Here is a 12,515-nt window from a genome sequence, read left to right on the forward strand (position 1 = left end):
CCGCCCCCTCTGCGCCACGGCCCGTCCGCCGTTCTTTGCGTGCACGACCATTCCTGACGACCCGTCAGTTCAGTAACCTGACAGAGCGTCAGTTATTGAGTCATTGCCGTCGTCACAAGAGCGGGCGGACCCATGCTTGGATCAACCCACGGCACACTCACCACCGACTCCCGCCGGGCCCGGGCCATCGCGTGCGGCGAGCCACCCGCGCCCGCCGTCCACGGCCGCCCCGCCGACGTGGACGACTTCGACGTCAGCGGCCGTCCGCTGTACGCCGACGTCCCCGATCTGGACCGCTTCTTCCGCCCCGAGTCCGTCGCCGTGGTCGGCGCCTCGGACACCGAGGGGCGTCCCAACACCGGGATCACAAGACAGCTGCTCACCTGGGCCGAGCGGGTCGGGGCGCGGGTGTACCCGGTGCATCCGACCCGGGAGTCCGTCTTCGGCGTGCCCTGCTTCTCCTCCGTCGCCGACCTGCCCGAGCAGGTCGACCTCGCCGTACTGCTGGTCGCCGACCCCCTCTCGGTGATCGGCCGACTCGGCGAGGCGAAGGTGAGGTTCGCGGTCGCCTTCGCCTCCGGGTTCGCGGAGACGGGGGCGCAGGGCGCGGCCGCGCAGGACCGGCTGGCCGACGCGGTGCGGCGGGCGGGGCTGCGGATGCTCGGGCCCAACACCAACCTCAACGCCTTCGAACGGTTCCGGGACGACCTGGACGGCCCCGCGATCGCCCTGATCACCCAGTCCGGACACCAGGGCCGACCCGTGTTCGCCCTCCAGGAACTCGGCGTCCGCCTCTCCCACTGGGCGCCGACCGGCAACGAGGCCGACCTGGAGACCTCCGACTTCATCTCGTACTTCGCCGAGCAGCCCGAGGTGGGCGCCATCGCCTGCTACGTCGAGGGCCTCAAGGACGGCCGTTCCTTCCTGCTGGCCGCCGACCGGGCCGCCCGGCGCGGGGTGCCGGTGGTCGCGGTCAAGGTGGGCCGCACCGAGACCGGCTCCCGTACGGCCGCCTCCCACACCGGCAAGCTGACCGGCGCGGACGCGGTGGTGGACGCGGCGATGCGGCAGTACGGGGTGATCCGCGTCGACGGTCTCGACGAACTCCAGGACACCGCGGCCCTGTTGGCGCGGGCCCGGCCGCCGCGCGCGGACGGGGTCGTCGTGTACTCGATCTCGGGCGGCACGGGTGCGCACGTCGCCGACCTGGCGACCGAGGCGGGCCTGCGGCTGCCGGTGCTGTCGGAGGCCCGACAGGCCGAGCTGCACCAGTGGATACCCGAGTACCTGAACGTGGCCAACCCCGTCGACAACGGCGGCCATCCGGTCGGCGACTGGCGCGGCCGGAAGATCATCGACGCGATCCTCGACGACCCCGAGGTGGGTGTGCTCATCTGTCCCATCACCGGCCCGTTCCCGCCGCTCAGCGACCGGCTGGTGCGGGACCTGGTGGAGGCGGCCGAGCACACGGACAAGCTGGTGTGCGTGGTGTGGGGCTCCCCGGTCGGCACCGAGCCGGCGTACCGCGAGGTGCTGCTGGGCTCCTCACGCGTGGCCACCTTCCGGACCGTCGCGAACTGTCTCACCGCCGTACGCGCCCACCTCGACCACCACCGTTTCGTACGCGGCTACCGCTCCCCCTTCGACGAGGCCCCGCGCACCCCGTCCCCGTCCTTCCGCAAGGCACGGATGCTGATGCGGCCGGGCCAGCAGCTCAGCGAGCACGCGGCGAAACAGCTGCTGCGGGCGTACGGCATCCGGGTCCCGCGCGAGCAGTTGGTGACCAGCGCGGCGGCGTCCGTACGGGCGGCCGGCCTGGTGGGCTACCCGGTGGTGATGAAGGCGTCCGGCGCGCAGATCGCCCACAAGACCGAGCTGGGCCTGGTGAAGATCGGTCTGACCTCGGCGTCCCAGGTCCGCGACGCCTACCGCGAGCTGACCGACATCGCCCGCTACGAGGGCGTCGCGCTGGACGGTGTCCTGGTGTGCCAGATGGTCGAGCAAGGTGTCGAGATGGTCGTCGGTGTCACCCACGACGACCTCTTCGGGCCGACCATGACCGTCGGTCTCGGCGGAGTCCTCGTCGAGGTGCTGCGCGACACCGCCGTGCGCGTGCCGCCCTTCGGTGAGGACCAGGCCGGCGCCATGGTGGACGAACTGCGCGGCCGGGCCCTCCTGGACGGGGTCCGGGGCCGGCCGCCGGCCGATCTGGACGCGCTGGTGGAGGTCGTCCTACGCGTCCAGCGGATGGCGTTGGAGCTGGGGGACGAGCTGGCGGAGCTGGACATCAACCCGCTGATGGTGCTGCCCCGGGGGCAGGGGGCGGTGGCGCTGGACGCGTTGGCGGTGTGCCGGTGAGCCCGTCCGAGCCGTCGGTCCGGACCACGACCGACCGTCACGTCACCCACCTCACCCTCAACCGCCCCGACACCCTCAACGCCCTCACCCCCGACCAGCGCGACCGGCTGATCGACCTCCTCGGCGAGGCCTCCGCCGACCCGGATGTACGGGCGGTGGTCCTCACCGGGACGGGCCGCGGCTTCTGCGCGGGCGCGGACCTGCGGGGCGGGGCGGCGAGCGGGGAGCGCGTCGCCGGAGACGTGTCCCGCACCCTGCGGCTGGGCGCCCAACGCCTGGTCGCCGCGGTCCTGGACTGCGAGAAGCCGGTCGTCGCCGCCGTGAACGGCACGGCGGCCGGTCTCGGCGCGCATCTCGCGCTCGCCTGCGACCTGGTGCTGGCCGCCCAATCGGCCCGCTTCATCGAGGTGTTCGTGCGTCGGGGCCTGGTTCCCGACGCGGGCGGCGCCTACCTCCTGCCCCGACTGATCGGTCCGCAGCGCGCCAAGGAGCTGATGTTCTTCGGCGACGCGCTCACGGCGGCGGACGCGGAACGCCTGGGCCTGGTCAACCGGGTGGTCCCGGACGCGGACCTGCACAAGACGGCCCGCGCCTGGGCCGAACGCCTCGCCTCCGGCCCCACCCGCGCCCTCGCCCTCACCAAACAGCTGGTCAACGCCTCCCTGGACACCGACCGGCCCACCGCATTCGCCGCCGAGGCCGCCGCGCAGGAGATCAACATGACGACGGCGGACGCGCGGGAGGGCGTGGCGAGCTTCGTGGAACGCCGGACGGCGGAGTTCCGGGGCCGCTGAGCACGGAAGGCGGACCCGCGCGACCCTTCCCATCTGACGTACCGTCAGTTTCAATGGGAGGCGTGATGGGACACGCAGGCATGGCGGAGGCCGCCGTCCGCTATCTCAGGGCCGGACCGGTCGAGGCGCTGCCGCGCCCCGAGCTGCGGTGCGTCCGCGAGGACGAACGGGCGCCGGTCGACCAGGGCGACTTCCGGCGCGTACTGGGCACCTTCGCGACCGGTGTCACGATCGTCACCGCCCCGGCCGCCGAGGGCGAATCCGGCCCCGCCGGATTCGCCTGCCAGTCCTTCACCTCCCTCTCCCTCGACCCACCCCTGGTCACGTTCATGGTGGGCCGTACGTCGACGACCTGGCCGCGCATCGCCCGCGCGGGCGTCTTCTGCGTGAACGTGCTGAGCGCGGACCAGGGCGGCCTGTGCCGTGCCTTCGCGGTGAGCGGCGCGGACAAGTTCGCCGGCGTGCCCCACACCCCCGCCCCCGTCACCGGCTCCCCCCGCCTCGCCGGCGCGCTCGCCTGGATCGACTGCACGATCCACGCGGTCCACACCGGCGGCGACCACCTGATCGTCGTGGGCCGGGTGAACGCGCTGGGGGCGGAGGAGGGAGACGGGGCGCCGCTGGTGTTCCACCGGGGGCGGTTCGCCTAGGCGTTGCCCGGCCGACGGCGCCGCTCAGTCGGTGGCGCCGCCCAGCCGGTGGCGCCGCCCAGCCGGTGGCGCCGCTCAGTCGGTGGGAGTGCCGAACCACTTCCGCAGCGGGCCCTCCAGATCCTGCTGGTCCTCGCCGACCCAGACCACGTGACCGTCGGGTCGCAGCAGCACCGCGGGGACGTCGAGTTCCTCGCTGACGTCGACGACGTGGTCGACCCGGTCCGCCCAGCCCGCCACCGAGAGCCGGCCGGTCTGGTCGAGCAGCAGTCCGCGGCCGCCGTGCGTCAGCGCGTAGAGGCGACCCTTCTTCAGCTCCACGTCCCGCAGCCGCCGGCCCAGCAGTTCGTGGCCCTCGCCGAAGTCGTAGCGGACGCTGATGGCGGTGAGCTTCTCGATCAGGTAGCGGTTGACCTCGTCGAAGTCCATCAGCTCGGCCACCAGTCGGCGCACCGCCTGGGGCCCCGGCTCGGTGGACATCAGATGCGACTGCGCCCGGGCCTGGTCCAGCACGGCGGCGGCGACCGGATGCCGCTCGGCCTCGTAGCTGTCCAGCAGTCCCTCGGGCGCCCAGCCGGCGACCTCGGCGGCCAGTTTCCAGCCGAGGTTGAACGCGTCCTGGATGCCGAGGTTGAGGCCCTGCCCGCCGGTCGGCGGATGGACGTGCGCGGCGTCGCCGGCCAGCAGCACCCGGCCGACGCGATAGCGCTCGGCCTGGCGGGTGGCGTCGCCGAAGCGGGACAGCCAGCGCGGCGAGTGCACGCCGAAGTCGGTTCCCGCGACGGCCCGCAGCTGCTTCTTGAACTCCTCGAACGTGGGCGGGACCGTGCGGTCCGCGGCCACTCCCTCGGCGGGCACGACCGCGCGGTACACCCCCTCCCCGAGAGGCCCGAAGCCGAACCTCTTCTGTGTCTTGCGGACTTCGGTCATCACGGCGGTCAGCGTCTCCTGCTCCACGCCGATCTCCATCTCCCCGAGCAGCGTCTCGACCCGGCTGGGCTCACCCGGGAAGCCGACGCCGAGCAGTTTGCGCACGGTGCTGCGGCCGCCGTCGCTGCCGACGAGGTAGCGCGAGCGCAGCCGGGTGCCGTCCGCCAGTTCGGCGGTCACCCCGTCGTCGTCCTGGCTCAGCCCGACCAGCTCGCAGCCGCGTCGGATCTCGGCGCCGAGCCCGATGGCGTGCTCGCTCAGCAGACGGTCGGTGACGGGCTGCGGAATGCCGAGGACGTAGCCGTGCGCGGTGTCCATCCGGTCGGGCCAGGGCGCCTCGATGCCGGCGATGAAACCGCCGACCCTGTACTGCTTGCCGAGCGCGAGGAATTCCTCCAGCAGGCCACGCTGGTCCATCACCTCGATGCTGCGCACGTGCAGTCCGAGCGCGCGGACCACCTTGGTCGGTTCCGCCTCCTTCTCCAGCACCAGCACGTGCACCCCGTGCAGCCGCAACTCGGCGGCCAGCATCAGGCCGGTCGGTCCGCCACCGGCGATGATCACGTCGAACATCGAATCCCCCATATGCCCATGAACTTCGCCAACCCCTGATTTTCGCCAGGTTCAGGCCCAGGCCGGAGATTCTCCATCAGCCCCGGGGTCTTGCCGCAAGCCCCCCGGTGCGCTATAGGTTGATAGTGGCAAGGAGTGGGAGTTCCCCCCTTGCCTTTCTCTTGGTCGAGAGCGCCTGCCGGCCGGAACCTCCCGTCACCGGCGAGCGCGCCGGACATGTCGCCCCTACCCGGTAGCCATCTGCCGCGTGGCACCCCGAGGGCTCGTCAGGGGTGAGCGAGGGTCTTCTCGGGGTGATGCCTGATCTCGGGTACGGGTGCCGGCGGACAAGATCGACACATGACGAATCGACCTCGGGGACTCCACCGGACCGCACTGACGCGGACCGCTTTCATCGCCGCCCCTCTGTGCATGCTCGCCTACGGATCCATCCGTCTCTCCGACCCGGACCACGGCCCGGGGCTCGCCTGGACCAGCGGTCATGTCGCTCTGGTCTCCGGGGTGTTGCTCTTCGGCGCGGTCTTCCTGGGCCTGCTCCGGCTGGCGGAGCCGACGACCGGCGCGGCACGGGCGAGCGCCCGCGTGGCGACGTTACTCGGGCTGGTGGGGGTGGTGGCAGTCACCGCCCAGGGCGTCATCGATCTCGTCGTCGGCTTCCGGGCGGGCGACCGGGCAGGGATGGAGCGACTCTTCGAGGACGTCCAGAGCCACCCGGGCGTGATGCCCGCGGTGTACACGGTCGGCCCGATGCTGTTCTACGTCGGCCTGCTGTGGTTGGTGATCCAACTCGCCGTACAGCGCCGCATCCGCGTCTGGCGTCCCGCGCTGGTGGTGCTCGGTACGGCGACCATGGCCGCCAGTCTGGATCTGATGCCTCTCGGCGGGCTCCTCTTCGCCGCGGCACTGTCTCCCCTGGGGCGCGATGCGGCAGTTGCCGGAGCCGCGGTGCCCGAAGCTCACACCCGCACGCACGGGGCGCAGGCCTCGGCGAGCGACAGGCTGTTCTCGTAGAGGTGGTGCCGGGTGATCCGGCCGTCCTCGACGGTGAGACGCAGCGCGAACGGGCCTTCGAAGGACTTTCCCGTCGCCCGCACGGTCCCCGACAGGTGCCCCATCAGGACGGCGTCGGTGCCGTCGACGAGGAAGGTGTCGACGCGGGCGCGCGCGTCCTCGGGCACGGTGTGCTCCATGAGCTCCGCGCCCTGGGCGGCGCAGTCGGCGGCGCTGGACCGGGGGCGGATCCACGGGACGGCGGGGTTCTCGGCGAGCAGCCAGTCGACCTCGTCGGCGAAGAGCGCGGCGAGCCGCTCGGTGTCACAGGCCAGCCGGGCCGCGAGGAACTCCCGCACGACGGCCCGGGTGGCGTCGGCGACGGAACCGGCCGTGGTGGCGGCGGTGGACTTGACGGGCATGGCGCTCTCCTCGTGGTTGCGGCCTGATACCGGCGGAGGTTCCCGTCGGTGTGTCCGATCCTGCCGAGGGTGGGGAGAGCGGTCGATTACCCGGCGGGTCATGAGTGACCCGCGGTGGCAGCGCACCGCGCGGTCCTCAGGCAACCGCCGGCACCGGGCTCGTCGCCCTTCGCCGGATCACCAGCGCCATCAGCGCCGCCGCCGCGCACAGGGCGCCCGAGGCGTACCAGACCATGTCGTACGAGCCGAAGACGTCGCGGGAGACGCCGCCGAGGTAGGCGACGAGGGCGGCGCCGAGCTGGTGGGAGGCGAGGACCCAGCCGAAGACGATGGCGCTGTCTTCGCCGTAGTGCTCGCGGCACAGGGCGAGGGTGGGCGGGACGGTGGCGACCCAGTCGAGGCCGTAGAAGACGATGAAGAAGATCATCGGGGGGTGGACCGAGGACGCCAGCAGCATGGGGAGGAACAGAAGGGAGACGCCGCGCAGGGCGTAGTAGACCGCCAGCAGCCGGCGTGACTCGAAGCGGTCGGTGAACCAGCCGGAGGCGATCGTGCCGACGACGTCGAACACGCCGATGACCGCGAGCAGTGAGGCCGCCGCCGTGACGGGCATGCCGTGGTCGTGGGCGGCGGGCACGAAGTGGGTCTGGATCAGTCCGTTGGTGGACGCGCCGCAGATCGCGAAGGTGCCGGCGAGCAGCCAGAACGGGCCGGTGCGCATCGCGGAGAGCAGGACCTTGACCGCGCGCCGAGCGGCCCCCGGCACGGGTGCGGGCTTGGGCACGAAGTCCCGTGCGCCGTACGGTTTCAGGCCCACGTCCGCCGGGTGGTCCCGCAGCAGCAGCCAGACGAAGGGGACGACCGCGAGGGCCGCGAGGGCCACCGTGACCGCGGCCGGGCGCCAGCGGTGCGCCTCGACCAGCCAGGACAGCAGCGGCAGGAAGATCAATTGACCCGAGGCGGACGCGGCGGTCAGGATGCCGCTGACCAGGCCCCGCCGCTCGGTGAACCAGCGGTTGGTGACGGTCGCGGCGAAGGCCAGCGCCATGGAGCCCGAACCGAGCCCGACCAACAGCCCCCAGCACAGCATCAGTTGCCAGGCCGACGTCATCCACACCGTCAGCCCCGAGCCGATCGAGATCACGGTGAGGGCGACGGCGACGACCCGGCGGATGCCGAAGCGGTCCATCAGCGCGGCCGCGAAGGGCGCGGTCAGGCCGTACAGGGCGAGGTTGACGGAGACAGCCGCGCTGATCGTGCCGCGTGACCAGCCGAAGTCGTCGTGCAGGGGGTCGATGAGCAGCCCGGGCAGGGAGCGGAAGGCGGCCGCGCCGATGATCGTCACGAAGGTGACGGCGGCGACGAACCAGGCGCGGTGGATACGCGAGCGTCCGCGGGAGTCCTTGGCGGCGGCTTCGGGTGCTTCGGCGGCCACGGGGGCGGCGGCTTCGGTCGTCTCAGTCACATCACCGAGCATCCGGCCTGCGACCCGAGCGAACGAGTGGCCCGAGAGACGATATTCGCTAGGATCGGGCCATGGCCCGTACGCCCTCCCCCGCCTTCCGCCCCCACCGTGTCGTCGTTCTCGCCCTCGACGGGCTGCTCCCCTTCGAACTGGGCATCCCGCACCGCATCTTCGGCCTCTCCAGGGACGCCGGTGGCCGGAATCTGTACGAGGTCGTCACCTGCTCGATCCGGCCGCCCGGCCCGGTCGAGACCGACGCCGACTTCGCCATCCACGTCGCCCACGGCCCCGAGGCCCTGGCCACCGCCGACACGGTGATCGTCCCGGCGTCGTACGAACTCGGTCCCGTCTACGAGGAGGGTGTCCTCACCGACGAGCTGGCCGCCGCGCTCGCCCTCATCCGGCCCGGCACCCGCCTCGCCTCCATCTGCACCGGCGTCTACGTCCTCGCCGCCGCCGGCTACCTCGACGGCCGCACCGCCACCACGCACTGGATCGACGCCGAGCGCCTGCAGCGCCTCTTCCCGCGGATCGAGGTCGACCCGGACGTGCTGTTCATCGACGGCGGCGACGTCCTCACCTCGGCGGGTGTCGCGGCCGGGATCGACCTGTGCCTGCACCTCGTGCGCCGCGACCACGGCACGGCCGTCGCCAACGAGGCGGCCCGCCGTACGGTCGTACCGCCGCACCGCGACGGCGGCCAGGCACAGTACATCCAGCGGCCCGTCCCGGACCCGCAGCAGGCCACCACGACCGGGGCGCGCGCCTGGGCGCTGGGGCGGCTGCAGGAGCCGATCCAGCTGCGGGACATGGCCGCCCAGGAGTCCATGTCGGTACGTACCTTCACGCGCCGCTTCCGCGAGGAGACCGGTGTCAGCCCCGGCCAGTGGCTCACCCAGCAGCGCGTCGAACGGGCCAGGCACCTGCTGGAGTCCACGGAGCTGTCCGTCGACCAGGTGGCCCATGACGCCGGCTTCGGCACGGCCCAGTCGATGCGCCAGCACCTCCAGGCGGCCCTCGGAGTCACCCCGACCGCGTACCGCAGGACGTTCAGGGCGAGCGGGAACGGCACCGGCGTCAGAACGTGAGCACCGCCCGCGCCACCCGCCCCGCCTCCGCGTCCGCCGCCGCCTTCTCGAAGTCCTCCACCGGGTAGGTCGCTGTGACCAGCTCGTCCAGCAGCAGCCGGCCCTGCCGGTACAGCTCCGCGTACAGGGCGATGTCGTGCTGGGGGCGGGAGGAGCCGTAGCGGCAGCCCAGGATGGACTTGTCGAGGTAGAGGGAGGAGACGAGGAAGGACGCCTCGGCGGTCGAGGCGGGCACCCCGAGGAGGATCGCCTGTCCGCGCCGGTCGAGCAGGTCGATCGCCTGCCGGATCAGCTCGACGCGGCCGACGCACTCGAAGGCGTGGTCGGCACCCGTGGGCAGCAGCTCCCGCACCCCCTGCGTCGACGTCAGGAAGTCCGTCGCGCCGAACTGCCTGGCCACCGCCTCCTTCGCCGGATTGGCGTCCACGGCCACGATCCGCGACGCCCCCGCGATCCGCGCCCCCTGGATGACATTGAGGCCGATCCCGCCGGTACCGATCACCAGCACACTGTCCCCGCGGTCCACCCGCGCGCGGTTGAGCACGGCGCCGACGCCGGTCAGCACCCCGCACCCGATGAGCGCGGCGGACGGCATCGGGATGTCGTCCGGGACGCGCACCGCCTGGACGGCCTTGACCACCGTGCGTTCCGCGAAGGCGGAGTTGGCCGCGAACTGGTACACCGGCCGCCCGCCGCGCGAGAACGGCCGCTCCGGTCGCCCGATGGCCCGCCGGCACATCGTAGGACGCCCCCGGCCGCACTCCGCGCAGGTGCCGCAGCTGGCGAGCGTGGACAGCGAGACGTGGTCCCCGGGCGCCACGTGCGAGACGCCCGCGCCGACGGTCTCCACCACGCCCGCACCCTCGTGCCCGAGCACCACGGGCACGGGGAAGGGGATCGTCCCGTCCACCACCGACAGGTCGCTGTGGCACAGCCCGGCCGCGGAGATCGCCACCCGCACCTCACCGGGCCCCGGTTCCCGCACCTCCAGATCGTCGGCGACCTCGATCCGCTTCCCGTCATAGATCACGCCTCGCATCACGCGGCTCCCTTGGGTTCCCTGGGCAGGCCGAGCACGCGCTCGGCGATGATCGTGCGCTGGATCTGGTCCGAGCCGCCGTAGATCGTGTCGGCCCGGGAGAACAGGAACAGGTGCTGCGCGGCGTCGAGTTCGTACGGCGCCGACGGCGACCAGTCCACCGGTCCCACGCCCGCCGCCGCCCCGCGCACCCGCACCGCCAGCTCCCCGAGCCGCTGATGCCACCCGGCCCACAACAGCTTCGCCACGCTCGGCGCACCGGCCTCGCCCGAACTCCCCAGCGTCCGCATCGCGTTCCACCGCATGACGCGCAACTCGGCCCACTGCCGCACCAGCAGCTCCCGTACGACGGGATCGTCCGCCGCCCCCGTCTCCACGGCCGTGCGCACCACCCGCCCCAACTCCGCCGCGAACCCGATCTGCTGGGCGAGCGTGGACACCCCGCGTTCGAACCCGAGCAGACTCATCGCGACCCGCCAGCCGTGCCCCTCACCCCCGACGACATGCTCCGCCCGCGCCCCGTCGAAGAACACTTCGTTGAACTCACTGGTGCCGGTCATCTGCCGGATGGGCCGCACCTCGATCCGCCCCGGCTGATCCATCGGCACCAGCAGAAAACTCAGCCCGTGGTGCCGCGCCGACTCGGGGTCGGTACGGGCGAGCACGAAGCACCAGTCGGCCTCGTGGGCGAGAGACGTCCAGATCTTCTGCCCGGTGACGCGGTACGTCCGCCCGTCCGGGTCGAGTTCGGCCTTCGTACGAACCCCGGCGAGATCGGACCCGGCTCCGGGTTCGCTGTACCCCTGACACCACAGCTCTTCCCCGGCGGCGACGGGAGGCAGGAAACGGGCCTTCTGCTCGTCGGTGCCGTGCGCGATGAGAGTCGGGGCGAGCAGATTCTCCCCGATGTGCCCAGACCGCGCCGGCGCCCCCGACCGCGCGTACTCCTCTGCCCAGGCGACTTGTTGCGTGAGAGACGCGGTCCGATTGCCGTACCCACCTTCACCCCACCCGAGCCCGATCCACCCGGCCGAGCCAAGAGCCCGTTCCCAGCTACGACGGTCCCGCTCCCCATCGACATGCGCATCGAGCCAGGCACGCGCCTCCATACGGAACAACTCATCCTGCCCGGAGAACCCGAAGTCCACGTCCAGCTCCTTGAATCGGGGCAAGTGCAGCCAACTCAGGGGCGCGGGGAACTGCGCGCCCAGCCACAGACAACCCGCACCCGCCAGCCTTCAGAATTCACCCGTTGGGCCGCGCCCCTTCCCGCGCCGCCCTCTCCATCCCGGCCAGCTGCGCCAGCATCGGCATCGGATCCACCCCCACCGCCCCCGGCAACACCTCGGCGATCCGCTCCGGCGTCCAGGAACCCCCCTCCGCGTAAGCCGAACGCAGTTCCCTCGGCTGCGCCCACACCGCGATCTTCGCCCCCGCCGCCGTGTACACCTGCCCGGTGATGCCCTGCTCCCGAGCCCGGTCGGACAGCAGGTACACCACCAGCGCGGCGACATCCTCCGGCTCCCCGATCTCCGCCAACTCCATCGGCACCCCCGCCGACATCCGCGTCCGCGCCACCGGCGCCACCGCGTTCGCGGTCACCCCGTACTTGTGCAGGCCCAGCGCGGCACTCCGCACCAGCGAGATGATCCCGCCCTTGGCCGCGCTGTAGTTGGCCTGGGACACCGAGCCCTGGTGGTTGCCGCTGGTGAACCCGATCAACGTTCCCGCGCGCTGCTTCCGCATCACCGCCGCGGCCGCCCGGAACACGGTGAAGGTGCCCTTGAGGTGGGTGGCGACCACGGGGTCCCACTCCTCCTCGGACATGTTGAACAGCATCCGCTCACGCAGGATCCCGGCCACGCACACGACCCCGTCGAGCCGCCCGTACGCGGACAGCGCGACGTCCACGACCCGCCGGCCGCCGGCCATCGTGGAGACGTCGTCGGCGACCGCGACCGCCTCCCCGCCCGCCGCCTCGATCTCCTTGACGACGGACTCGGCGACCTCGCTGCTGGGTGAGGCGCCGTCCACGGACACCCCGTAGTCGTTGACGACGACCCGTGCCCCCTCCGCCGCCGCCGCGAGCGCGACCGCCCGACCGATGCCCCGTCCCGCGCCCGTCACGGCGACGACCTTGCCTGCCAAGAAGTTCCCCACGCCCGGCCCCTTCCCGCGGTTTCTGACGGTCCGTTAGATTTTATGT

At 72.2% G+C, this 12,515-nt stretch carries 11 protein-coding genes; 5 read left to right on the top strand and 6 right to left on the bottom strand.

Features of this window, described 5'->3' with window-relative positions; all coding sequences use genetic code 11:
* The first annotated feature begins 132 nt into the window (after positions 1–132).
* The 3 genes from IG99_RS04295 to IG99_RS04305 all read left to right on the top strand — a co-directional run bounded on the left by IG99_RS04295 (position 133) and on the right by IG99_RS04305 (position 3,802).
* On the top strand, positions 133–2,358 hold the full coding sequence (locus IG99_RS04295; protein WP_037669936.1) for an acetate--CoA ligase family protein: 2,226 nt from the start codon (positions 133–135) through the stop codon (positions 2,356–2,358).
* Positions 2,349–3,152, top strand: a complete 804-nt coding sequence (locus IG99_RS04300) for an enoyl-CoA hydratase/isomerase family protein (protein WP_037669937.1) — start codon at positions 2,349–2,351, stop codon at positions 3,150–3,152. The genes IG99_RS04295 and IG99_RS04300 overlap by 10 nt, the downstream gene beginning before the upstream one ends.
* 65 nt (positions 3,153–3,217) lie before the next feature.
* On the top strand, positions 3,218–3,802 hold the full coding sequence (locus IG99_RS04305; RefSeq protein WP_037669938.1) for a flavin reductase family protein: 585 nt from the start codon (positions 3,218–3,220) through the stop codon (positions 3,800–3,802).
* A 75-nt stretch (positions 3,803–3,877) separates the two neighbouring features.
* On the opposite strand, the gene rox is transcribed toward IG99_RS04305, so the two are convergent.
* On the bottom strand, positions 3,878–5,305 hold the full coding sequence (gene rox, locus IG99_RS04310) for a rifampin monooxygenase (RefSeq protein WP_037669940.1): 1,428 nt from the start codon (positions 5,303–5,305) through the stop codon (positions 3,878–3,880).
* 339 nt (positions 5,306–5,644) lie between these two features.
* Between rox and IG99_RS04315 the strand changes: the two genes are divergently transcribed.
* A complete protein-coding gene (locus tag IG99_RS04315) occupies positions 5,645–6,316 on the top strand; it encodes a hypothetical protein (RefSeq protein WP_158973135.1) in 672 nt (223 codons plus the stop codon).
* On the opposite strand, the gene IG99_RS04320 is transcribed toward IG99_RS04315, so the two are convergent.
* Together IG99_RS04320 and IG99_RS04325 are read right to left on the bottom strand one after the other, a co-directional pair.
* The gene (locus IG99_RS04320; RefSeq protein WP_037669942.1) at positions 6,262–6,717 is read right to left on the bottom strand and encodes a nuclear transport factor 2 family protein; all 456 of its coding nucleotides are present in this window, start codon (positions 6,715–6,717) and stop codon (positions 6,262–6,264) included. The genes IG99_RS04315 and IG99_RS04320 overlap by 55 nt on opposite strands.
* A 136-nt stretch (positions 6,718–6,853) precedes the next feature.
* On the bottom strand, positions 6,854–8,182 hold the full coding sequence (locus tag IG99_RS04325; RefSeq protein WP_037669944.1) for an MFS transporter: 1,329 nt from the start codon (positions 8,180–8,182) through the stop codon (positions 6,854–6,856).
* A 71-nt stretch (positions 8,183–8,253) separates the two neighbouring features.
* Here IG99_RS04325 and IG99_RS04330 point away from each other — a divergent pair, with 71 nt between their 5' ends.
* Positions 8,254–9,270 carry a GlxA family transcriptional regulator gene (locus IG99_RS04330; RefSeq protein WP_037669946.1) on the top strand — a complete coding sequence of 339 codons (1,017 nt, stop codon included), beginning with the start codon at positions 8,254–8,256 and terminating at the stop codon, positions 9,268–9,270.
* Here IG99_RS04330 and IG99_RS04335 read toward each other — a convergent pair.
* From IG99_RS04335 to IG99_RS04345, 3 genes are all read right to left on the bottom strand, one after another.
* Positions 9,260–10,309: a Zn-dependent alcohol dehydrogenase gene (locus IG99_RS04335; protein ID WP_037669948.1), complete on the bottom strand. Its 1,050-nt coding sequence runs from the start codon at positions 10,307–10,309 to the stop codon at positions 9,260–9,262. The two genes, IG99_RS04330 and IG99_RS04335, sit on opposite strands and share 11 nt — an antisense overlap.
* The gene (locus IG99_RS04340) at positions 10,309–11,457 is read right to left on the bottom strand and encodes an acyl-CoA dehydrogenase family protein (protein ID WP_037669950.1); all 1,149 of its coding nucleotides are present in this window, start codon (positions 11,455–11,457) and stop codon (positions 10,309–10,311) included. The genes IG99_RS04335 and IG99_RS04340 overlap by 1 nt, the downstream gene beginning before the upstream one ends.
* Before the next feature lie 97 nt (positions 11,458–11,554).
* Entirely contained in the window at positions 11,555–12,469 is a 915-nt protein-coding gene (locus IG99_RS04345) for an SDR family NAD(P)-dependent oxidoreductase (protein WP_037669952.1), read from the bottom strand.
* Between the last annotated feature and the right edge of the window lie 46 nt (positions 12,470–12,515).

Source organism: Streptomyces griseus subsp. griseus (assembly GCF_000720255.1).
Taxonomy (GTDB): Bacteria; Actinomycetota; Actinomycetes; order Streptomycetales; family Streptomycetaceae; genus Streptomyces; species Streptomyces griseus_I.

What these genes read in the sequence shown, in the direction of transcription:
- IG99_RS04295 (WP_037669936.1), top strand. Translation starts at nt 133, where the DNA reads ATGCTTGGATCAACCCACGGCACACTCACCACCGACTCCCGCCGGGCC.
- IG99_RS04305 (WP_037669938.1), top strand. Translation starts at nt 3,218, where the DNA reads ATGGGACACGCAGGCATGGCGGAGGCCGCCGTCCGCTATCTCAGGGCC.
- rox (WP_037669940.1), bottom strand. Translation starts at nt 5,305, where the DNA reads ATGTTCGACGTGATCATCGCCGGTGGCGGACCGACCGGCCTGATGCTG.
- IG99_RS04315 (WP_158973135.1), top strand. Translation starts at nt 5,645, where the DNA reads ATGACGAATCGACCTCGGGGACTCCACCGGACCGCACTGACGCGGACC.
- IG99_RS04320 (WP_037669942.1), bottom strand. Translation starts at nt 6,717, where the DNA reads ATGCCCGTCAAGTCCACCGCCGCCACCACGGCCGGTTCCGTCGCCGAC.
- IG99_RS04330 (WP_037669946.1), top strand. Translation starts at nt 8,254, where the DNA reads ATGGCCCGTACGCCCTCCCCCGCCTTCCGCCCCCACCGTGTCGTCGTT.
- IG99_RS04335 (WP_037669948.1), bottom strand. Translation starts at nt 10,309, where the DNA reads ATGCGAGGCGTGATCTATGACGGGAAGCGGATCGAGGTCGCCGACGAT.